Raw genomic sequence first — 21,495 nt, forward strand, 5'->3', positions numbered from 1 at the left:
TTGGTTCTTTGTTCTTGTCTCTTGATTCTAACATCTTAAATCTTATGTCTTAATACTTGCTACTAAATACTCTCTACTCGCTCTTCAGACTCTTCACCGGATTCATCAGCGCAGCATTGATGGATTGGAAACTGACGGTAAGCAAGGCAATCAGCAAAGTCAGTACACCGGCTCCGATAAAGAACCACCATTCCAGGTCTATTTTAAAAGCGAAATTTGCCAGCCATTCCTGAACTATGAAAAAGCTCAAAGGCAAAGCAATCAGTATTGCCAACAAAACCATTTTTGCAAAGTCCCCAGATAAGATACTGACGATTTTCAGCTCACTTGCTCCCAATACTTTTCTGATTCCGATTTCTTTGGCCCGCCTTTCTACTGTGAATGTGGCCAAGCCAAACAGCCCCAAACAGGAGATCAATATGGCTATTCCTGCAAAATACTTAGACAAGGTAGCCACACGCTGCTCCGAGACATATAGCGCTTGAAAATCCTCATCCAAAAAGCGATAATCCAATAGAAAGCCGGGATTGAATGTGCTATGTAAAGCCTCTATCTTTTTGATGGTTTCCATTTCATCACCAGCATTGATTTTAGCTGCCACCAAGTTGGTACTCTCTGGACTATAATAGAAAAACAATGGCTTGACCACCTCATGAAACGAGTCAAAATGGAAATCTTCTGTCACGCCAATTATTTCCTTATCGTCTCCCCATAAACTGATCACCTTCCCTATCGGGTCTTCTATTCCCATAAATTCGATGGCTGCTGCATTGAAAATGATTCTTTCTGACTCTGTTCCAAACTCATCGGAAAAAATCCTTCCTTCTTTCATCTGAATCCCCATCATCTCAATCATACCGTAATTGACCGCCATACGCTCGAACTCCGTCTTGTCATTCGGATCTTTGCCTGGCCACTGTATCCCGTAAGTACCTCCATTGTGGCCTGTCATATCGTGACCGGAACTGGTAGCACCCACTACACCAGGCACAGCCTTCAGTTCAGAAATAAAAGCTTCCGTTTTTTCTGTATTTGCAAGCTCTCCTATTTTACTGATCAGTAAAACATTGTCCTTATCATATCCCAAGTTTTCGGTCTGGATATATTCTATCTGCAAATACACCACCCACACAGAAACGATTAGAATCACGGAAAGCGCGAATTGAAATACTACTAGTCCTTTTCTAACCCATAACTCTCCCCCAGCACTGCTTATTTTCCCCTTCAAAACTATTGATGGACTAAAACCGGAAAGATGCAATGCAGGGTAGCTTCCGGCGATTAGTCCTGTGATCAAAACGATGGTGACGATAGCCATAATCAACATAGGACTGAAATCCAGCGTAAGCTGCTTCTCGGTAATGGTATTGAACTGGGGTAAAAGCAAAATAACCAGCAACAACCCCAGCAAAAGCGACAGAAATGCCATCATAGTGGACTCTCCCAGATATTGAAAAATCAACTCTCCACGTTTTGCTCCCACAGCCTTTTTAATCCCCACCTCTTTGATCCGCTTGGAAGCTTTGGCGGTGGAAAGGTTCATGAAGTTGATGCAGGCAATCACTAAAATAAAAAGAGCAATAATGGAAAATAGCTTCACATAGGATATTCTACCGCCTGATTGCACTCCATTTTCATAGTTTCCTTGTAAATACCTATCTGAGTATTTGGTAACAAATTGGGACCTGTGCGTGACGTTTCCCTCAGTTTTGGTCTTTACAAAATCCTTGATTTTGGCATTAAATTCATTCACATCAGTTGCTTCCCGCAACAGCACAAAAGTGGTTGGCGCTGTATTTCCCCAACTTTGCACCCATTCGTTTTCAATCCAGAAATCCTCAAACGACATCACAAAATCAAACTTCATGGATGCTGTGGCAGGCACATCTTCAAACACTCCCGCAACACTCAAATCCTTCTCATGATCCCACTTTACTGCTTTTCCGACCGCGTTCTCAGAGGAACCAAAAAGTTTGACAGCCAGACTTTCAGATATAACGATGGTGTTGGGCTCCGATTTAACATTTTCTTTATTCCCCTGAGTGATGTTATAAGGGAATAGTTTAAAAAAATCAGCGCTGGCATACAGCTTTCTAGCGGCTATATCCTTTTCGTCAAATGACAGAACATCACTGTTGATGTTATTGGAAAAGGAAGTAACAGCATATTCCACTTCAGGAAAATCATCTTTCAATGCTTGTGCGGTGGGTCCAGCCGTTGTTTCCCGTGTAATCACTCCCCCAGCCTGATCTACGTTCTCCAATAATTGATACAGCTGTGAATCCGTGGCATATCCCTTGTCAATTTGCAGTTCATCATTGACCCAGAGAAAAATGAGTAAGACACTTGCAAGGCCGGTGGAAAGCCCAATTAGATTGATCAGAAAAGTACTTTTGTCTTTTCTGAGATTTCTATAGATAAGAAGAAGATGATGTTTTAGCATGGTTTTCTTGATTTAGAAGTTGGAAAGACTCGTTCTCCTTGGCACTTTCTAACACTGAAAGATTATATAGTTGGAAAATAGCAAAGTAGGGAATGCCTCTCTTTATTCTTGTTTCCTAATTCTTGATTCTATTTACTTTGAATTTATTAGATCATTGTACTCATTTGAGATTGCCACGTCGTCCTACGTCCTCCTACCGATGACGTAAAACCAAAAAACCGAAATCAACAATCCGACTTCTTGTCATTCACTCTTCAAGCTCTTCACCGGATTCATCATCGCCGCTTTGATGGACTGGAAACTGACGGTAAGCAAGGCAATCAGCAAAGTCAGTACACCGGCTCCGATAAAGAACCACCATTCCAGGTCTATTTTGAAAGCGAAATTTGCCAGCCATTCCTGAACTATGAAAAAGCTCAAAGGCAAAGCAATCAGTATTGCCAACAAAACCATTTTTGCAAAATCTCCTGACAGAAGCCTGACTATTTTCCATCCACTGGCTCCCATTACCTTGCGGATACCGATTTCCTTTGTCTTTCTTTCGGCAGTAAAAGCCGCAAGGCCAAACAACCCCAGACAAGAAATAAGTATGGCCAATCCGGCAAAATAGCGTGATAAGGCAGCTACCTGCATTTCTGACACATACAATTTTTGGAAATCCTCGTCAAGAAACCGGTACTCGAAAGGAATACCCATGTTGTGCTCCTGATAAAATTCCGTAAGCCGGACCAAAGTCTCTTGCTCTGTTCCTGCCTTGATTTTGACCAGGAAGTTATTGGCTTTTGGCAATAGCCTGAAAAAGAAAGGCTTCACTTTTTCGTAAAGTGTCTCAAAATGAAAATCTTTGACCACGCCGACAATCTGTTTTTCCTCTCCCCATAAACTAACCGTTTTGCCGATAGGATCCGCAATCCCCATGTTTTCAATGGCCGTTTCATTAAAAATAAGTTTTGAATCTTCCGAACCGAATTCTCGTTCGAAAGAACGTCCTTCGGCCAGTTCTATTCCAAGAGTTTCAATCAGGTCATAACCAACCCCTAAAAGTTCGAAATCAACAACTTTGTCGGGGGCTTTACCCTCCCAGTCAACCGCAATGGTGCCGCTGTGAAGACCAACAAGATCTCCATCCATATAGGATGCATCAATGATTCCATTTAGTTTTTTTATCTCTGATAGGAAAGTTTCCGGTGATTCAGCAGCCTTTCCTTCTGCAGTAAACTTAATGACATTGTCGCGGTTAAAGCCAAGATTTTTCGTTTGCACCAGCTCTATTTGCTTGGATATGATTACCACTGCTACAATCAATACCGTGGAAAGTACAAACTGAAAGACCACCAAGCCCTTTCTGACCCACACCTCACTTAATGAAACCTGAAGTTTCCCTTTCAGTACCGAGACGGGATTAAAACCGGATAGATACAAAGCCGGATAACTACCGGCTGCAATCCCGGTAAATACCAGGATGATCAGGCTTATGAAAATTGAAGTCCAGTCCAAATCCATTGACAGGTGCTTCCCGGTGATCTGGTTAAACAGGGGTAATAATAATACGACAAGAGTGATCGCAACGAGAAAAGACAAAAAAACCATCGCCAAGGATTCTCCCAAATATTGGAATACCAGCGTTTTCCTGCTTGCACCTATCGCTTTTTTTATTCCCACCTCCTTTATGCGTCCTGTCGCTTTTGCCGTGGACAAATTCATAAAATTGATGCAGGCAATCAGGAGAATAAAAGCAGCAATGATAGAAAATAGTCTAACATATTCAATTCTCCCCCCTATCAATACCCCGTTTTCATACGTGTTGTACAGATATCTGTCTGAATAATGGCGGGCAAACAGGGTAATTTGTGATTCGGGTTGTTTTGATTTGACGAAATTGAAGATTTTATCATTGAACCCGGAAAAATCTGAGCCCCTCTCCAAAAGAAGATAGGTACTTGGACCGCTATTTCCCCATTCCAATAAACCTGGGGAGCTTTCCAAAAGTAAGTCATAGTTGAATAGGATATCAAATTGGATGGAAGCATTGGATGGAAGAGACGCAAAAACTCCGGATACCATAAACTGCCCTTCAAGCCTTTCTCCTTTCCATGCTACAGTTTTTCCGACCGCTCGGTCAGCCGTTTGAAACAGACTTGCTGCCAAGCTCTCGGAAATGACCACGGAAGACGGCTCGGATAGGGCCAAGTTTTTATCACCCCAAAGAAGTGGGTAGCTAAACACATCGAAAAAATCCATATCGGCATACTTCGACCTGGCTTTCATATGGGTCTCGTCTAGGGATAGCACTCCATTAAAAGTGTGCTCAGCAGGGGGGAAAACCGATACAGCTAGTTCTACTTCGGGCATCTCCTCTGCCAGTACCCTTGCAAGCAAACCTGGGACATGCTCTCCTGTGTGGATTCCTTGAGCATCATCAAGATTCTTCATCACCTGAAATAGCCGTGAGTCATTCTTATGAAACTTGTCCACCTTTAACTCATCATTCACCCATAAAAATATCAACAACACGCAGGCCAACCCAGTAGACAGGCCAATCAGATTGATCAAGAATGTGCTTTTGAAACGCTTGAAGCTACGGTAAATAAGGAGAATATGATGTTTAAGCATAGGTCATGGGTTTTCGTTGTTGTTGTTCAGGCAGGTCGGGTTGTCATTGTTGTCAGGTTCTTATTGTAAAACTCTCTATTTGATGCATTAAACTATATACTCAGTAATTCACTCGTAGGACTTGGCACATCTACTCACTCTTCAAGCTCTTCACCGGATTCATCATCGCCGCTTTGATTGCTTGGAAGCTGATCGTCACCAGTGCTACGATTACCGCCAATACACCTGACACAAGGAAAATCCACCAATGTATAGGAACCTGATAGGCAAAGCTTTCAAGCCATCTATTCATCACATACCATGCAAGCGGAGTGGCTACGAGAATCGCGATCAAAACCAGTTTGATAAAGTCTTTGGACAGTAGCCCTACAATGCTTCCAATGTTGGCACCCAGCACTTTTCGGATTCCGATTTCCTTGGTTCGCTGCTCGGCTGTATAAGTGGCCAAGCCTAATAATCCCAAGCAGGCGATCAAAATGGCTAAAACCGAAAAGGTGGTAAAGATTTGTCTGAACCTGAAATCTGATTCGTATTGCTTATTGAAATCCTCGTCAAGAAAACTATAGATAAACGGCCTATGGGGAGCCAGCTGCTTCCAAACTTCTTCCACCTGAGCAAGCGTAGCGGGTAGGTCTTCACCTTTCACTTTCAAACTCATATACCTACTCGCATAGGCTTCAAAAGGCAAAGTCAACGGCTCCACGGTATTATGCAGAGAGATATAATTAAAGTCCTTCACCACTCCAATCACTTGTCCAGCCCTGCCCCACTGATCAAACTTTTTCCCGACTATATCCGCGGGATTAGAATAACCATACTGCCTAGCCGCAGCTTCATTGATGACCAAAGCCGACGTAGAATCTGAGGGATAATCTCTGGAATACGATCTTCCTGCTAACAGCTCAAGGCCATAATGATCGATAAAATCCAATCCTATCTGAAATATTGGCTGTGCCTGCCCGACCATTTCCCCATCAAGAGTTTCCAAAGTTGTATAGGCATTTGGAAAATGACTTCCCGGAACACTTCTTGAAAAAGCTACAGAAAGAATGTTGGGATTTTTCTCCAACTCGCTTTCCAAGGACGAAGAGACATTATTGACCTGCTCATCATAATTGTAATCCAATACCACCATGTGTTCCTTATCAAAGCCCATGTCCTTATCCAGCAAGTGACTCATTTGACTATAAACAATTATTGTCCCGGCGATCAGGGCAATAGATAAGCTGAACTGGAAAACCACCAATCCCTTTCGGAGATTTACTCCTCTGGCATTTGATTTATTTATTCCTTTGAGAATCATCACCGGCTTGAAACCCGACAAAACCAAGGCGGGGTATGAACCTGCCAAAAGACCAATCGCAAGCATAATTACAAGAAAAGCAGGGATTGTCTGCCAGTTGATTATACGGCTGATTTCAAACACCTTTCCAGTCATATCATTCATCAAAGGCATTGCGATAGTCGTCAATATAATACCGACTATGGCAGCCAATACTACGATAATTAGCGATTCTCCCAAAAACTGAAATATCAAACTTCGGCGATCTGCCCCGATAGATTTACGAATACCTACTTCCTTCGCCCGCTCCATAGATCGGGCAGTGGAGAGGTTCATAAAGTTGATCATCGCAATAGCCAGAATAAACAGTCCGATGATGGAGAATACATAGATATTTGTCAAGGAACCGGTATCACCAGGTTGACGCAGGGCATCAGTTCTCAAGTACACATTTTTGAGTGGTTCGATTGCGATGGTATAACCGTATCCATTATCACCATTTCTTCGCTCAATAAAAGCCGGAATTCTTGCTTCAAAATTCGCTTTATCAAACTGATCATTTACCAAAAAATAAGTGTAAGTATCCACGTACCCCCAGGCATCAAAAATCCCAGGTCTGGACTGTTTGAAAGTGCTTAGGGATAATAAGGTATTGAACTTAAAATGAGAATTGGAAGGAAGATCTTTCATCACTCCGGTCACTGTATAATCACCGGGATTTGACCTTCCGGCGGCTTCACTTCCCTTCATTGTTTTTCCTACTGCATTCACCTCTCCAAAGTATTTTCTGGCAGTTGACTCGGTCAAGACCACACTGAACGGAGCTACTAATGCAGTCTTGGGGTCTCCTTCCAGCAACTCCCAGCTGAATACATCAAACACAGTGGAATCCATAAAAAACACGCCATCTTCTTGCTGCGTCTCCTCGCCTACGGTAAAAAGGATATCCGCTCTTCCTGAAAACTGAACCACTTTTTCAATCTCCGGAAAATCCAGCTGCAGGGCTGGACCAATAGGCGCATTTCCCCAAACCCAAAAAGTGGAAAGATCAGGTTCTACTCCTTCCTGCGCCGCACCGTGAATTACTCTAAATATCCTGTCTCCTTTTTCATGGTACTTATCATAGGAAAGCTCATCCTGCACAAACATAAAAATGAGTACACAGCAAGCCATTCCTATTCCCAGACCAATGATATTGATAAAGGAATACACCTTCATTTTGAGAAGATTTCTATAAGCGATTTTGAAGTAGTTTTTCAGCATTGCGTTTTCGGTTGTCTATTGTACTTCTGGTTCAAAGTCTCCCGACTTGGACCCGTTTGATTTAAAGTCCCTGTCGAAGCCTTGAATTTGACCTTAAGGAAGTCACATAAAGACATTTCTACTTTTATGCCATATAAAAACCTCCTTTCTCTGCTCGAATGGCATATTTGAAAAATTGGAATTATATAGCTCGGACATTTTTGTTCGCTCTCGGGCGATTTTCGTTCAAGATTCTAAACTATTGTCTATAGTTTTACCTCCTCGATATCAGCATACAACGATCGACATTGATTGATGCCCCGGTTCTTTCCAATCGATGCCGCATACCCGACAATGAGATTGCCGCACTCTTTCGTCGTTCGCGACCGATAGCTCTCTGACTTTGACCTCTCGATACAAAGTTTGGACAGCCCGCTCAAAATGAACATCTCAAAATACAAAGGCGGAAATGAGATCAACACATCCCATCTGAAACCGGGAGATTATGTGATTTCCATGTTCTACCAAGGCAAAGTGATCAATCAACAAAGGATTGTTAGAATAAAAAATAGCCCTAAAGCTCCCCTTCATCTGCACACGAATAGTATCCTAACACGGTCATGATCAGATGATCCAATACCGGGATATCCAGAATCTGTTCGACTGAAAAAAAAACCTCATCCAGACTGCCTGTTTTAGGGTAGCAGGTTTTCCCGAACTGCTTGCCTTATATCACATGTCGCATGATAATCTTTACTATAATTCCTATTTTGTAAGTTCATCACTCCCAACACACCCTTACCCATGAAAAAATTCCTGATTCTATTCTTCTTTATTCCAGGTTTGCTTTTTGCCCAAGCTAAAGTCGATACCATAGAAGTATTCAGCAAGGCCATGAATAAAACGCTGAAAGCAGCGGTAACGATGCCTTCCAGCTATGATGGAAGCAAGCAATTTGCTACGCTCTATCTACTTCATGGTGGAAGTGGTGCTTTCAGTGACTGGCATCAAAAGGTAACTGAACCCGGACTTATCAATCGCATGGCTGAGCAATATGAGCTGATCATTGTGACTCCCGGAGTTGGCCCGTCCAGTTATTACTTCGATAGTCCTCTGATGGACTCCGTGCAATACGAAACTTACATCACCGCTGAGCTTATTCCTCACATCGACAAAACCTACAATACAATAGCCAAGAGAGAATCTAGAGCCATCACAGGTCTCTCAATGGGTGGCCATGGAGCGATCATGCTCAGCGCAAAGCATCCTGATTTGTTTATTTCGGCTACCAGTATGAGTGGCGTAATGAATATTGACACCCGCTTATGGAAAGTTCCTGCCGAATTCAGAAAGCTACGCCAAAGTCAACAGCAGGAAATGCTGGGTATAGATCTGCAATACGATGCTCCTTTTAGCACCTATACGGTGGTGGGGTTGGCAGATAACATGAAAGAGAATGAAATTGCCTTACTTATGGATTGCGGTGTGGACGATTTCTTACTGGAAACCAACAGACAAATGCATCAACTGCTCCTTGAAAACGGGACTCCGCATGACTATACAGAGCGCCCGGGAGCACATACTTGGGAGTACTGGACTAGTGCACTTCCCTTTCATTTGCTCTTCATAGATAAGCACCTCCTTCGATAGTTCTAAAGTTTATTAATTTTGATAGATGTAAATTAGCTTAGAATTCTAAGCTAAAATTTGCTTTTTGCAGACCACCCTAAAGATTATTATGTCGCAATTTGATTCAATCAGGCCATTTTATGACGCAGAAGCCAATACTGCAATTCGCAAGATTGTAGATGACCCTATGCTGGAGGCAATGATGAGTTTCACATTTCCTACAGATACCAAGGAGCATTGGAAAGATCTGATGGTGCATACCCATTCTTTGAGAGACTTTCAGGTCAACTTTATTTATCCAGGCGTGCAAAAAGTCTTGGAGAAAAGCTCTGAAGGATTGACTACTGGTGGTTTTGAGCAACTGGAATCCAATACCGCTTATCTGTTCATCTCTAACCATAGAGATATAATTTTAGATACCTCTTTGTTAAATTCCTGTCTGTTTGAAAATGGTTTAGTTCTTACTACTTCGGCCATTGGGGATAATTTGATCCAAAAGCCCTTCCTGCATACGCTTTCCAAGCTAAATAGAAACTTTGCTATCAAGCGAGGCCTTCAGGGAAGAGCTTTGCTGGAAAGTTCGCAAATGGCTTCCGCCTACATCAAAAAATCGCTACTCACCGAAAACAGATCCGTGTGGACTGCCCAGCGTGAAGGAAGAACTAAAGATGGAAATGATGCTACTCATCGCGGAGTCTTGAAAATGCTCACCTTGGCAGAAGAAGGAGCTAATCCTTTTGGCTATTTTGAAAAAATCAAAGTCGTCCCAATCTCAATCTCCTACGAATACGACCCTACAGACGTCTTGAAGATGCCAGAATGGCTAGCCAGGTCTCGTGATGAAAAGTACGTGAAAGGAGAAAATGAAGACTTCCTAAATCTTCTCAGAGGAATAATGGGGACTAAAAAACGTATCCATCTTCAGGTGAATGGTATTATAGCTAAAGAAATCAAGGAAATCTCGAAAATGGAGCTAAGTCAGCCAGATAAGCTTAGCAAATTGGCCGAATGCATAGACCAAAAAATATGGGCTGGCTACAAACTTTGGCCGAGTAATTACATCGCACATGACCTTCTCTATGGAGATAAGGAATATGTGGACTTTTATACCGAATTCGAGAAAAAAACCTTTGAAAAACGAATGCATGAAAAGGTCAACACTAAAAACGAATTCCTGATCAAAAGCTTTTTGGCCATGTATGCCAACCCGGTGAATAACCAAAAAACTGCCGCTGATTTTAATTCACCTTCATCTCAATCCTAAACTTAGTGCCTACTCCTAGTTCCGAATTAATCTCCATACTTCCTTCCTGCTGTTTCACTAGTTGTTTCACTAGATTCAATCCCAGACCAAATCCAACTTCCCCGTGAGTTCCAATATTGGTGGAAGTCCCTTCTTCTTGGATCTCTTTTATTTTGGCGGCACTCATACCCATCCCGTTATCTTCCACACAAAGCTCCAGAATCAAATCCAGCTCCAGACGTTTCAAATTCATGAGTACCGAAATTTCACCTCCGGGATTGGTGAATTTGATGGAGTTGGAAAGCAAATTCCCCAAAATCTGCAACACATATTTTTTAGAAAAAGACACGAATTGATTGTCTTCACAGAGCTCTATAGTCAAGCCTATGTCTTTGACTGTTGACTGGGGTGCCAATAGCTTCAACATAGCTTCTTTGAGTTTGTATAGATTGGTATCACCTTCACTGAAATCGCGGATTAGATGTGAACTACCATCAAATTCCTGTGTTAGAATAGATTTAGACAAATCAAGCAATGACATACTGCTCTGTCTGATCATTTCTGCATATTCTACTATTTCTGTGCGCTCAATGAGATCATCTTCATCCAGAATCAAATCCGATAGGCCAATTATCCCTCCTATTGGGCCCCGAATATCATGCGCCAATTTCTTTTGAGTCAATTCGGACTGTTTGACATTATCCATAAGATTTGCCACTAGATTATTCACTTGCAACCGATCTACAATCTGCTTGGCAATCAATTTCAAATTCTCCTTGACATGCTCAGAGAGATTTTTCAAACCACTGTCCATTACACACAATGCCCCAAGATTGTAACCCTCAGGTGAGGTCAACGGCACCCCCATGTAATAGCGGAGATTAGGCTCGCCTTTTACATAGAACTTATTTTTAAATCGCTCATCAGCGCTTAAGTCTTCCACTTCAAACCCTTCTTCAGGATTCGTATGAATGGTATATTGACAAACGGAATCTTCTCTTGGCATCTGATCAATTTCAAATCCATAGGAGGAAACACTCCACTGCGTAAAGGAATCTATAAGATTGATAAAGGAGATTTCTGTACCTGCTATCTTGGCTGCTAGCTCTGTAAGATGGTTTAGTCCATGCTTTGGATCGTAGTAGTCAACCCCAAGGTTACTGAGCGCCAAAAGCCTATCTAATTCATCCTCGTTTAAAGAAGATTTTTGATTCATTTTATTACTTTTAATTCTCTTGATATAGGAGATCTTTATTTCAATTCCCAATCCAAACGAAATGGCAATTACTTTTCTTAATAATAACTTTTATGCCACAAGTGAGAACTCCTGAAGGATTACACAGATTAGATGGTGATTACACCGTTTTTGGCCAGGTGATCAATGGTATGAATGTAATTGAGCAAATCGTCCGTGTAAAGCGAGACAGCAAGAACCAACCCATCAAAGTTGTAACCCTCTCGGTGAAAATCATTAGACTGCCTATAGAGAAGGCAATACAACTATAGCAACAACTCAAACTTAAAATAATTCAACTTAATCTAAAACCCCAAAACATGCCTAGCACTGAAAAATCAATCCGGATTTTAGTAGTCGGTTGCGGAAATATGGGAAAAGCACATGCTACCTCCTACCACAATTTCCCTGAATTCGAAATCTGTGGGCTGGTTTCACGCGGTGATTCCAAAATCAAACTAAACGAACAACTTCAAGGCAATTTTCCTCTTTTTTCAGATTTCGATGAGGCACTGACTCAGTCCAAACCTGATGCAGTTTGTATTTCTACATATCCTGATACTCATGAAGAATTTGCGCTGAAATCACTTGAAGCAGGTTGCCATATTTTCATTGAAAAGCCTCTTGCAGATACGATAGTTGGCTGCGAACGGATTATAGCAAAAGCGAAAGAAGTTGAGAAAAAAGTTGTGGTAGGTTATATTTTGAGACATCATCCTTCTTGGATACGATTTATCGAAGAAGCTGAAATGCTGGGCAAACCGCTCGTGATGCGCATGAATCTCAATCAGCAAAGTCAGGGCTACATGTGGGATGTGCACAGAAATCTGATGAAATCCCTTAGCCCAATTGTGGATTGTGGCGTGCATTACATCGACGTGATGTGCCAGATGACTAGGTCTAAACCTGTTTCAGTTTCTGCTATCGGCGCTAGACTGACCGATGATATTGCTGCAGATAATTACAATTACGGCCAACTTCAGATCCGCTTCGAAGATGGATCTGTGGGCTGGTACGAAGCTGGTTGGGGGCCTATGGTTAGTGAAACTGCCTTTTTTGTAAAGGATGTTTTCGGACCAAAAGGCGCAGTTTCCATCACGGCCAAAGACGCTGGAGCCAGTGGGCAATCTGACCATGTGGATTCACATACCAAAACTGAATCCATTCGTGTTCACCATGCTTCTATTGATTCGGAAAATAAGTTTACAAAGCCAGACGAATGGATTGACATGGCTGATGAACCCGATCATCAAGAGCTTTGCAACTGTGAGCAGCGCTATTTTCTCAAAGCTATCCAAGACAACCTCAATCTGGACAATCACTTGGAAGATGCCCTGAACAGTCTTAAAATTGCTTTTGCCTGCGATGAATCTGTAAAAACCGGTGAGACAGTTAAACTTTAATCTATATAAAATTCTTTGGCACTAAAAAATGCAGGTGCTACCTTCCACTTTGCTTTAATTATGGAAAATAAAACAGTACTTATTACAGGCGGAGCCTCAGGAATCGGGCTCGCTATGGTTCAGCTTTTTGCAGCCAAAAAATCAAAAGTTTACTTCATAGATATCAGTCCTGAGATAGGAGAAAAAGTAGCTGAAGATGAACGGAAAAAAGGCTTGGACGTGACTTTCCTTTGTGGAAGCGTAGCCGATCCAGAGGTAATCGAATCGTTATTAAAATCCATACCTGGAAAAATCGATACCCTAATAAACAATGCTGGAGTTTCCCATGTAGGAAAAGTGGAAACTACTTCCACCGAAGACTTTGATAGGGTTTTTCAGGTAAATGTAAAAGGCATGTTCAACTGCATCAAAGCAGCCCTTCCAAAACTTAAAGAAAATGGTGGCGGTTCAATTCTGAATATGGCATCGGTGGCAGCTACGATTGGTATCCCTGATCGATTTGCCTACAGCATGACCAAAGGAGCTGCGCTGTCCATGACCTTAAGTGTGGCTCGGGATTATGTTGCTGATGGCATCCGCTGCAATTGCTTGTCACCAGGACGCGTTCACACGCCATTTGTAGATGGCTTTTTGGCCAAAAACTATCCAGGTCAGGAGAAGGAAATGTTTGAAAAACTAGCCGCCACTCAGCCGATTGGTAGAATGGCTTCTCCTTCTGAAATTGCTGAACTCGCCTATTTCGTGAGTGCAGACACTGGAAGCTTTATGACTGGAACCAATATCCCTATTGACGGTGGATTCTTGGGGCTGAAAATGTGAGGCTGATTTGAGATAGACGATTTACGATTTGGGATTTACGAGCTCAATGCAGTTATTTAGTTCATTTTAAGTAGTAACTCAAAACATCTTGATTCTTGGCTCAATTCTCCAATCTCTTTTCTCTATAATCTAACATCTTAAGTCTAACATCTTAATACTAACTACTTGATACTAACTACTTGATACTAATATGAAATTAATACGATTCGGCGCAGCCGGCAAAGAACAACCTGGTATTCAGGACGCAAGCGGTAAATACCTAGACTGCTCAGGATTCAATGAAGATTGGAACGAAGACTTTTTCACTAACAACGGACTTGCCAGATTGGAAGAATGGCTGGATGCCAATCAGGAGAATTTGAACGAAATTCCAGCTGGATCCAGACTTGGTTCCCCGATCGCCAGACCTTCCAAAATCGTCTGCATTGGTCTTAACTACCGTAAGCACGCCATCGAATCTGGAATGGCTGTACCAGAAGTTCCTATCATTTTCATGAAAGCCACTTCTTCACTTTGCGGACCATTTGATAATATTTTGATCCCTAAGAACTCTGTGAAAACTGACTGGGAAGTGGAATTGGCAGTGGTAATCGGCAAGCGCGCAAAATATGTAAGTAAAGAAAACGCGATGGATTATGTAGCTGGATACTGTGTACACAATGATGTCTCCGAGCGTGATTTCCAATTGCACCATGGAGGACAGTGGGTGAAAGGAAAGAGTGCCGACAACTTCGCTCCTCTTGGGCCAGTTTTGGTCACCAAAACTGAGATTGAAGATCCACATAACTTGAGACTTTGGCTGAAACTAAATGGCAAAATGCTTCAGGATAGCAATACTTCAGACTTGGTTTTTGATATTCCAGAATTGATTGAGCACCTGAGTCAGTACATGACTTTATTACCGGGCGATGTGATATCTACTGGAACTCCAGCTGGTGTTGGCCTTGGTTTGACCCCTCCTACTTACCTGAAAGAAGGCGATGTGGTAGAACTGGGTATCGACGGACTCGGCGTATCTAAACAAATAGCAATCAACGACCCTGAAGCATGAGACTGGATTCCCACCAGCACTTTTGGAAATACAATCCTGAAAAACACTCTTGGATCACCAACGAAATGAAGGTGATCCAGCGAGATTTTCTTCCTGATGACCTCATTCCTATTTTAAGCGAGCACCAGATCGACGGTTGCGTAGCGGTGCAGGCTGACGAGAGTTTCAGAGAAACTGCCTTTTTGTTGGATTTGGCAGAAGAACACGAGCAGATCAAAGCTGTAGTGGGCTGGGTAGACTTAGGAAGCGATGATGTGGATAAGGATTTGGATCAGTTTGCTTCGCAAAAAAAGCTCAAAGGCTATCGGGAGATTCTGCAGTCAAAAAATGTGGATTACATGCTCCGAAAGGAGTTTATCCGTGGCATTAAGAAAATAGGGAAGCGTGGCTATACTTACGATATTCTGATTTTTCACAATCAACTGGAGGCCGCTTTACAGTTTGTGAAAAAAGCTCCCGAGCAACCCTTTGTGATCGACCATATTGCCAAGCCAAATATCAAATTGGGTATTTGGAGACAATGGAAAAAAGAGATGGCTCCGCTGGCTGAGCGGGAATATATCTTCTGCAAAATATCCGGAATGATCACCGAGGCCGATTGGAAGAAGTGGACCGCAACAGAGCTCCAAGTTTATCTCGATGTAGCCCTTGAGTTATTTGGGCCAAAGCGGCTGATGTTTGGAAGTGATTGGCCAGTATGCAAGATAGCCGGAGAGTACGAGCAGGTTTTGGAAGTCATTGAGCGATTTACTGATAGACTTTCCAAGACGGAGAAAGAAGCGATCATGGGAAATACGGCTGCGAAGTTTTACGGGGTGGTATAAATTGTGATTGTCCGCAATGATGCCAGGAGCTCTATTCTCTTTGCTTTACTGGACGGAAGACCGAAGACGGGTGACCGAAGTGCCTTCACGCAAGTGTTTTCCGAATCCTATTATTGCTTTATTGCCAGAAAAGCGAATATATACATGTAGAATTATCTTCTTCTTTGAATAAGAAAAAAACGTTGAATGATGCAGTTTGCTGAAAGATTTCCTAATTATCAAATTGTCGTGCCACTGTCACGACAATTGAGCTGGTCGAATATATTACGCTAATTCAATTGAAAAAGCCTGAGGTGATATTATTAAACGTGGATAAAAAATATGAAAATATACACTAAAGCTTGAAAGGCTGACAGAATTATAGCATTTCGTTATTTTTTGTGAGCATCAACCCCAAGGGGGTGATATTATTCGCAGAATTGATAGAATGAACAACTATAATTACACCCTTTCAGGGTTAGCCTATTAAAATTTTTCTTATTACTATAATAATTTCTGCCCCTCGGGCTTTACTAAATTGTAAAAAGAAAAATCTTCTCTGAGTGGGGCAGTTAGCTACTTTTTTTGGCTCCCCACAAAAAGTGTCGCCACTGGCGACAAAATTATGCTGAAGATATCTGAGTTAACAATAGAACAAAAACAACTCTTAAAAAATGAACCTAAACCTAACCAATAAAGTCATCCTGGTTTCCGGTGGAGCCAAAGGTATCGGTGGTGCAATTTCCCGAGGTTTGATTGCCGAAGGTGCAATTCCGGTGATGATTGATCCTTCCAAAAAAGAAGGAGCTGAAATCCTCGCTTTGGGCGAAGCTTTTCAGATTCCTATCCGGCTTTTCCAAGCTGCTGATTCAGAAAAAGCTGTCAAACTTACCCTTGAAAAGTACGGGAGAATAGATGGCCTTGTCAACAATGCCGGAGCAAATGACAGCGTAGGATTGGAAAACGGAAGTCCGGAAGCATTTGAAAAATCCGTAGCCAAAAACCTGAATCATTACTATCATTTGGCTCATTATGCTTTGCCTTATTTAAAAAAATCCAAAGGCAGTATCATCAATATATCCAGCAAAACGGCCGTGACTGGCCAAGGGGGCACCTCAGGCTACACCGCTGCAAAAGGTGCTCAACTTTCCCTTACCCGTGAATGGGCAGTAGAGCTTCTCCCCTACCAAATCACGGTAAATGCCATCATCCCGGCAGAAGTTTATANCAAAAGGTGCTCAACTTTCCCTTACCCGTGAATGGGCAGTAGAGCTTCTCCCCTACCAAATCACGGTAAATGCCATCATCCCGGCAGAAGTTTATACCCCACTATACGAAAACTGGATCAACACATTTCCAAATCCTGAAGAGAGACTAGCCGAGATCACCGCCAAAATCCCTATGGGAAAACGTATGACTACGCCTGAGGAGATTGCTGCTATGGCTATTTTCTTACTTTCCAACAAAGCCGCACATATCACCGGACAGCATCTATTTGTAGATGGCGGATACACCCATCTTGACCGAGCTTTATAACATACCCATGACCCAAAAACCTGCATTAGTCCCAAAGGAATTAATCATTCCCTTTATTCTTATCACGTCCCTATTTGCTCTCTGGGGCTTCGCAAATGACATCACCAACCCCATGGTGGCAGCATTCAAGCGAGTCCTTGAACTGAATAACACACAAGCTTCTTGGGTGCAAATGGCTTTTTATGGTGGATACTTCACCATGGCCTTGCCCGCCGCTTTTTTCATCAAAAAGTATTCTTACAAAACAGGAATTCTGCTCGGTTTGGGCCTTTACGGTTTTGGGGCTTTACTATTTTACCCTGCAGCAGCTTGGGAAAGCTATGGCTTTTTCCTTGCCTCGCTTTATATTTTGACATTTGGACTGGCCTTTTTAGAGACTACTGCCAATCCCTACATATTGTCCATGGGGCCAGAAGCCACAGCCACTCAGAGACTGAATTTAGCGCAGGCTTTTAACCCTATGGGAGCTTTGGCTGGTTTGTTCGTAGCCAAGCAATTTATCTTGAATGCACTTCAATCAAATGCAACCGATGCAAATGGAACTATCATTTTCTCTTCGCTGGATGAATCGGCAAAAGCAGTGATTCGAACTGCTGATCTGATGGTAATTAGAAATCCCTATGTGATGCTTGGCCTAGTAGTTATCGGGATTCTTGTAGTCATTGCCATGGTAAAAATGCCAGAAAGCAAAGAAAACGGTAAGGTGGAATTCAAAGCCACAATGGGAAGACTGCTGAAAAACAGAAACTTTGTAGAGGGTACGCTGGCGCAGATGTTCTATGTAGGAGCTCAAATCATGGTGTGGACCTACATTTATCAATACTCGGAAGTATTGGGTATTTCCAATGCGGAGGCAGTGAATTACGGTTATGCTGCACTGGTTATCTTCTTGGTAGGCCGATGGATTTGCACCTTTTTACTACGCTACATTTCCCCTACCAAGTTGCTGAGTATCTTTTCTGTACTTGCAATTTTATTCACCACGGGAGCAATTTTCCTACCCGGGATGAACGGACTTTATTCTCTTGTGGCGATTTCCTTCGCGATGTCTCTGATGTTCCCTACGATTTACGGAATAGCGCTGGATGGCTTAGGTGAGGATTCAAAGTTTGCCGCAGCATACCTAGTGATGGCAATCGTGGGTGGTGCCATTATGCCTACACTTCAGGGAATGATCATGGACATCGGTGGTGTCGGATATGATGACACCTTGATTTTGGGTGTTCCTGAAGTCAATTTCTCTTTTATTCTTCCTCTCGCCTGCTTCGTGATGGTGTTGTTGTTCAGTTTGAGGGTTAAGCAATTGGAAAATTGAAGAATTGGAAATTGGAAGATTACTACGCTGCTTTTGGCGCAAGTCTCATGATCTATTTATTTTGGCGCAAGTCTCACGACCTGCCTGACCGGTAGGCAGGCTTGTGCCGAGTCCAATTGCAGTCTTCAGACTGCCAATTAAAAGAAAAACCCCAACTTTTGCAGTCTGAAGACTGCATTATAATGTGTCCAAGTCATAAGACTTGAACAAGAGATTACAGATTTTGAATTATTTGATTAAGACAGAATTATGAAAACCCAAACCTTTGTATTGATCTGTGATCTGAAAGACGACAAGGAAGCGATTCAAGCCTATGTGGAATGCCATAAAGCCGTGGCTCCGGAAATCATAGAAAGTATCCGGGTAGCAGGAATTTTGCAAATGAGCATCTTTCGCTGGCGACACCGACTGAGCATGATACTGATTGGGGATGAAAACTTTACTTTCGAAAAGAAAGCTACCTTAGATAACGCCAACGAGAAAGTGCAGGAATGGGAAGCTTTTCTCGGACAATACCAAACCAACTTGCCCGGCACACCTGATAATTGGCGCTGGCAGCTAATGGACAAAATTTTTGAATTCAACGCCTAAAATAACACATATGAAAAAGTCACTTCTAGTGTTCAGCCTATTTATGACAAGCATCCTCGTCAACGCTCAAGAAATCATCCTTCCACTCTGGGAAGGCACTCCTCCACTTCAGAATGATATGGGATTGGAGGAAAAAGCCATTGAAGAGGGAATCATTCGGATAGAAAATGTACAGATTCCCCAGATCGAAGTTTTCTTGCCCAGCAAACAAATGCGCACAGGCCAGGCAGTCGTGATCTTCCCTGGGGGAGGATATCATATTTTGGCTTACGATTGGGAAGGAAGAGACTTTGCCAAGTGGCTAAATACCCAAGGTATCGTGGGAATAGTCGTGAAATACCGTCTTCCTGATTCCAAATCCCTAACAGATGCTAAGGAAGTTCCCTTACTTGATGCACAGCGTGCAGTCCGCCTTGCCAGACATCATGCTGAAGAATGGGAAATCGACCCTGCGAAGATCGGAGTAATGGGTTTCTCTGCCGGCGGACACTTAGCCTCCACTGTCAGCACGCAATATGCTCACGAAGTGGATAGACCGAAAGATTCAATCGATGCACTTTCTGCCCGTCCTGATTTCTCAATTTTGGCCTATCCTGTTATTTCATTTAGAGATGCGGGTGCGCATTCGGGTTCTAGAAAAAATCTTATCGGCGAAAACGCCAGCCAAGATCTGATCGATCGCTTCTCGGGTGAATTGAATGTGACTGATGAAACACCACCAACATTCCTAGTTCATGCTCAAGACGATAGCGGAGTTCCTATAGAAAACAGCTTTCTTTATTACAAAGCCCTACATGCGCACCAGGTGCCCGCTTCTTTGCATATCTACCCTAAAGGTGGCCATGGCTTCGGATTCGGATTGGGAAAAGGCCCGGTAGATGGCTGGAGAGAAGTGTTGTTGAATTGGTTGGAAGATTTGAAGTAGTGGCAATGACGACCATAATCATTCCACACTCCAATTTTCAATTTTAAAATTTCATGATAAAAGTAATAGCCTTTGATGCTGACGATACACTTTGGATAAATGAACCGTTTTTCCGTGAAGCGGAAGAGGAATTCGCGGGATTGATGGAAGCATTTATGCCTAGGCACAGCGTCATCAAAGAGGTTTATCAAACAGAAATAGACAATCTGAGCCGTTATGGCTATGGCATCAAAGGTTTTATCCTATCAATGATCCAGACTGCATTGCGTATTTCTGACCATAAAATACCCGTTAAATTCATTGACAAAATCTTGGATATAGGATATGATATGATGGAAAAGCCAGTAGAATTATTACCGGGAGTGGAGGAGGTTTTAGCTGATCTGCATGATGATTATCGTCTTGTCATGGCCACCAAGGGAGATCTGGTGGATCAAGAAAAAAAACTAAAGAAATCAGGTTTAGACCATTATTTCCATCACATTGAGATCATGAGCGAAAAGAAGGTAGCTGATTTCGCAAAGCTAATCCGACATCTAGATGTGGCCCCTGAGGAGTTTCTGATGATGGGAAATAGCCTGAAATCAGACGTCCTTCCAGTGCTGGAACTTGGAGGATATGCCATCCATATTCCTTTTCACATTACCTGGGAGCACGAACGAATCGAGCATGCAGTCGAACATGATAACTTTTATCAGGCTGAGAATATCACTCAGGTGCTGGAAATGATAAAAGGGATGTAAGATTGATCGCACTAACTAAATTCAAATAACTGGCTAAAGATGTATAGTTATTGTATTTTAGAAGTGTATACGCATTTTAGAGATAATGGAAAAAGTAAGAAAAATAGCGGTAGTGGCAAACCATATTAAAGCTGATGATGAAGATCGGAAAGACGTGATTTTTTGGCTCAATAAAACAAGCTCAGAAAGACTTGGAGAAGTTTACCGATTAAGGAAAAACTATTATAATTGGAAAAATGGCTTTTATCCTTCGAAAATCGAAAAGGTTGTTCACTACGAAAAACTATGATCTTTGAAGAGGATTTTGTAAGAATTACTTGATTATCCGTAATGATGCCAGAACCCTTTTTTCGCTGCTTTGGCGGAATGAAGACCGAAGTCAGGTGACCGAAGTCTTCCGTCTTCCGTCTTCCGTCTCCTGTCTCCTGTCTCCTGTCTCCTGTCTTCCGTCTTCCGTCTTCCGTCTTCCGTCTCCTGTCTTCCGTCTTCTGTCTTCCGTCTTCCGTCTTCCGTCTCCTGTCTTCCGTCTTCCGTCTTCCGTCTTCCGTCTCCTGTCTTCTGTCTCCTGTCTCCTGTCTCCTGTCTTCCGTCTTCCGTCTTCCGTCTCCTGTCTCCTGTCTCCT

Annotated in this window: 20 protein-coding genes; 15 read left to right on the plus strand and 5 right to left on the minus strand. The window is 42.5% G+C overall.

Annotated features, from left to right (window positions below):
• Positions 1-73: 73 nt before the first annotated feature.
• From U3A58_RS18450 to U3A58_RS18460, 3 genes are all read right to left on the minus strand, one after another.
• The gene (locus tag U3A58_RS18450; protein ID WP_323825875.1) at positions 74-2,443 is read right to left on the minus strand and encodes an ABC transporter permease; all 2,370 of its coding nucleotides are present in this window, start codon (positions 2,441-2,443) and stop codon (positions 74-76) included.
• A 243-nt stretch (positions 2,444-2,686) separates the two neighbouring features.
• Positions 2,687-5,056: an ABC transporter permease gene (locus U3A58_RS18455; protein ID WP_323825876.1), complete on the minus strand. Its 2,370-nt coding sequence runs from the start codon at positions 5,054-5,056 to the stop codon at positions 2,687-2,689.
• A 130-nt stretch (positions 5,057-5,186) separates the two neighbouring features.
• A complete protein-coding gene (locus U3A58_RS18460) occupies positions 5,187-7,601 on the minus strand; it encodes an ABC transporter permease (protein ID WP_323825877.1) in 2,415 nt (804 codons plus the stop codon).
• 420 nt (positions 7,602-8,021) lie between these two features.
• Here U3A58_RS18460 and U3A58_RS18465 point away from each other — a divergent pair, with 420 nt between their 5' ends.
• The 3 genes from U3A58_RS18465 to U3A58_RS18475 all read left to right on the plus strand — a co-directional run bounded on the left by U3A58_RS18465 (position 8,022) and on the right by U3A58_RS18475 (position 10,473).
• Positions 8,022-8,204: a hypothetical protein gene (locus U3A58_RS18465; RefSeq protein WP_323825878.1), complete on the plus strand. Its 183-nt coding sequence runs from the start codon at positions 8,022-8,024 to the stop codon at positions 8,202-8,204.
• 180 nt (positions 8,205-8,384) lie between these two features.
• A complete protein-coding gene (locus U3A58_RS18470) occupies positions 8,385-9,230 on the plus strand; it encodes an alpha/beta hydrolase (protein ID WP_323825879.1) in 846 nt (281 codons plus the stop codon).
• A gap of 88 nt (positions 9,231-9,318) precedes the next feature.
• Positions 9,319-10,473 (plus strand): 1-acyl-sn-glycerol-3-phosphate acyltransferase, encoded by a 1,155-nt coding sequence (locus U3A58_RS18475; RefSeq protein ID WP_323825891.1) that lies wholly within the window; start codon positions 9,319-9,321, stop codon positions 10,471-10,473.
• Here U3A58_RS18475 and U3A58_RS18480 read toward each other — a convergent pair.
• Positions 10,448-11,668, minus strand: a complete 1,221-nt coding sequence (locus U3A58_RS18480) for a GAF domain-containing sensor histidine kinase (RefSeq protein ID WP_323825880.1) — start codon at positions 11,666-11,668, stop codon at positions 10,448-10,450. The genes U3A58_RS18475 and U3A58_RS18480 overlap by 26 nt on opposite strands.
• A 92-nt stretch (positions 11,669-11,760) precedes the next feature.
• Between U3A58_RS18480 and U3A58_RS18485 the strand changes: the two genes are divergently transcribed.
• The 12 genes from U3A58_RS18485 to U3A58_RS18535 all read left to right on the plus strand — a co-directional run bounded on the left by U3A58_RS18485 (position 11,761) and on the right by U3A58_RS18535 (position 21,161).
• Positions 11,761-11,958, plus strand: coding sequence for a peptidylprolyl isomerase (locus U3A58_RS18485; RefSeq protein ID WP_323825881.1), 198 nt, complete (start codon positions 11,761-11,763; stop codon positions 11,956-11,958).
• Positions 11,959-12,006: 48 nt separating this feature from the next.
• On the plus strand, positions 12,007-13,089 hold the full coding sequence (locus U3A58_RS18490) for a Gfo/Idh/MocA family protein (protein ID WP_323825882.1): 1,083 nt from the start codon (positions 12,007-12,009) through the stop codon (positions 13,087-13,089).
• A gap of 60 nt (positions 13,090-13,149) precedes the next feature.
• Positions 13,150-13,908: an SDR family NAD(P)-dependent oxidoreductase gene (locus tag U3A58_RS18495; protein ID WP_323825883.1), complete on the plus strand. Its 759-nt coding sequence runs from the start codon at positions 13,150-13,152 to the stop codon at positions 13,906-13,908.
• 190 nt (positions 13,909-14,098) lie between these two features.
• Complete coding sequence (locus U3A58_RS18500) at positions 14,099-14,959, plus strand: fumarylacetoacetate hydrolase family protein (RefSeq protein ID WP_323825884.1); 861 nt, start codon at positions 14,099-14,101, stop codon at positions 14,957-14,959.
• Positions 14,956-15,783, plus strand: coding sequence for an amidohydrolase family protein (locus tag U3A58_RS18505; RefSeq protein WP_323825885.1), 828 nt, complete (start codon positions 14,956-14,958; stop codon positions 15,781-15,783). Before U3A58_RS18500 ends, U3A58_RS18505 begins: the two co-directional genes overlap by 4 nt.
• A 653-nt stretch (positions 15,784-16,436) precedes the next feature.
• The gene (locus U3A58_RS18510; protein WP_465038363.1) at positions 16,437-17,021 is read left to right on the plus strand and encodes an SDR family NAD(P)-dependent oxidoreductase; all 585 of its coding nucleotides are present in this window, start codon (positions 16,437-16,439) and stop codon (positions 17,019-17,021) included.
• On the plus strand, positions 16,963-17,298 hold the full coding sequence (locus U3A58_RS21940; protein WP_465038364.1) for an SDR family oxidoreductase: 336 nt from the start codon (positions 16,963-16,965) through the stop codon (positions 17,296-17,298). The genes U3A58_RS18510 and U3A58_RS21940 overlap by 59 nt, the downstream gene beginning before the upstream one ends.
• 7 nt (positions 17,299-17,305) lie before the next feature.
• Positions 17,306-18,613, plus strand: coding sequence for an L-fucose:H+ symporter permease (gene fucP / locus U3A58_RS18515; protein ID WP_323825886.1), 1,308 nt, complete (start codon positions 17,306-17,308; stop codon positions 18,611-18,613).
• Positions 18,614-18,862: 249 nt separating this feature from the next.
• Complete coding sequence (locus U3A58_RS18520; protein ID WP_323825887.1) at positions 18,863-19,204, plus strand: L-rhamnose mutarotase; 342 nt, start codon at positions 18,863-18,865, stop codon at positions 19,202-19,204.
• 10 nt (positions 19,205-19,214) lie between these two features.
• The gene (locus tag U3A58_RS18525) at positions 19,215-20,129 is read left to right on the plus strand and encodes an alpha/beta hydrolase (protein ID WP_323825888.1); all 915 of its coding nucleotides are present in this window, start codon (positions 19,215-19,217) and stop codon (positions 20,127-20,129) included.
• 53 nt (positions 20,130-20,182) lie between these two features.
• On the plus strand, positions 20,183-20,872 hold the full coding sequence (locus U3A58_RS18530) for an HAD family hydrolase (RefSeq protein ID WP_323825889.1): 690 nt from the start codon (positions 20,183-20,185) through the stop codon (positions 20,870-20,872).
• Between the two features lie 85 nt (positions 20,873-20,957).
• Positions 20,958-21,161, plus strand: coding sequence for a hypothetical protein (locus U3A58_RS18535; protein ID WP_323825890.1), 204 nt, complete (start codon positions 20,958-20,960; stop codon positions 21,159-21,161).
• A 32-nt stretch (positions 21,162-21,193) separates the two neighbouring features.
• Here the strand turns inward: U3A58_RS18535 and U3A58_RS18540 are convergent.
• The coding region (locus U3A58_RS18540) for a hypothetical protein (RefSeq protein WP_416377310.1) at positions 21,194-21,495 on the minus strand (302 nt) is incomplete at its 5' end.

Origin of the sequence: Algoriphagus persicinus, from assembly GCF_035156415.1 — a bacterium.
GTDB classification, from domain to species: domain Bacteria; phylum Bacteroidota; class Bacteroidia; order Cytophagales; family Cyclobacteriaceae; genus Algoriphagus; species Algoriphagus persicinus.

Bases quoted from the DNA above. Each gene is read 5' to 3' on its own strand.
- U3A58_RS18450 (WP_323825875.1), bottom strand. From the start codon at position 2,443: ATGCTAAAACATCATCTTCTTCTTATCTATAGAAATCTCAGAAAAGAC.
- U3A58_RS18455 (WP_323825876.1), bottom strand. From the start codon at position 5,056: ATGCTTAAACATCATATTCTCCTTATTTACCGTAGCTTCAAGCGTTTC.
- U3A58_RS18460 (WP_323825877.1), bottom strand. From the start codon at position 7,601: ATGCTGAAAAACTACTTCAAAATCGCTTATAGAAATCTTCTCAAAATG.
- U3A58_RS18465 (WP_323825878.1), top strand. From the start codon at position 8,022: ATGAACATCTCAAAATACAAAGGCGGAAATGAGATCAACACATCCCAT.
- U3A58_RS18470 (WP_323825879.1), top strand. From the start codon at position 8,385: ATGAAAAAATTCCTGATTCTATTCTTCTTTATTCCAGGTTTGCTTTTT.
- U3A58_RS18475 (WP_323825891.1), top strand. From the start codon at position 9,319: ATGTCGCAATTTGATTCAATCAGGCCATTTTATGACGCAGAAGCCAAT.
- U3A58_RS18480 (WP_323825880.1), bottom strand. From the start codon at position 11,668: ATGAATCAAAAATCTTCTTTAAACGAGGATGAATTAGATAGGCTTTTG.
- U3A58_RS18485 (WP_323825881.1), top strand. From the start codon at position 11,761: ATGCCACAAGTGAGAACTCCTGAAGGATTACACAGATTAGATGGTGAT.
- U3A58_RS18490 (WP_323825882.1), top strand. From the start codon at position 12,007: ATGCCTAGCACTGAAAAATCAATCCGGATTTTAGTAGTCGGTTGCGGA.
- U3A58_RS18495 (WP_323825883.1), top strand. From the start codon at position 13,150: ATGGAAAATAAAACAGTACTTATTACAGGCGGAGCCTCAGGAATCGGG.
- U3A58_RS18500 (WP_323825884.1), top strand. From the start codon at position 14,099: ATGAAATTAATACGATTCGGCGCAGCCGGCAAAGAACAACCTGGTATT.
- U3A58_RS18505 (WP_323825885.1), top strand. From the start codon at position 14,956: ATGAGACTGGATTCCCACCAGCACTTTTGGAAATACAATCCTGAAAAA.
- fucP (WP_323825886.1), top strand. From the start codon at position 17,306: ATGACCCAAAAACCTGCATTAGTCCCAAAGGAATTAATCATTCCCTTT.
- U3A58_RS18520 (WP_323825887.1), top strand. From the start codon at position 18,863: ATGAAAACCCAAACCTTTGTATTGATCTGTGATCTGAAAGACGACAAG.
- U3A58_RS18525 (WP_323825888.1), top strand. From the start codon at position 19,215: ATGAAAAAGTCACTTCTAGTGTTCAGCCTATTTATGACAAGCATCCTC.
- U3A58_RS18530 (WP_323825889.1), top strand. From the start codon at position 20,183: ATGATAAAAGTAATAGCCTTTGATGCTGACGATACACTTTGGATAAAT.
- U3A58_RS18535 (WP_323825890.1), top strand. From the start codon at position 20,958: ATGGAAAAAGTAAGAAAAATAGCGGTAGTGGCAAACCATATTAAAGCT.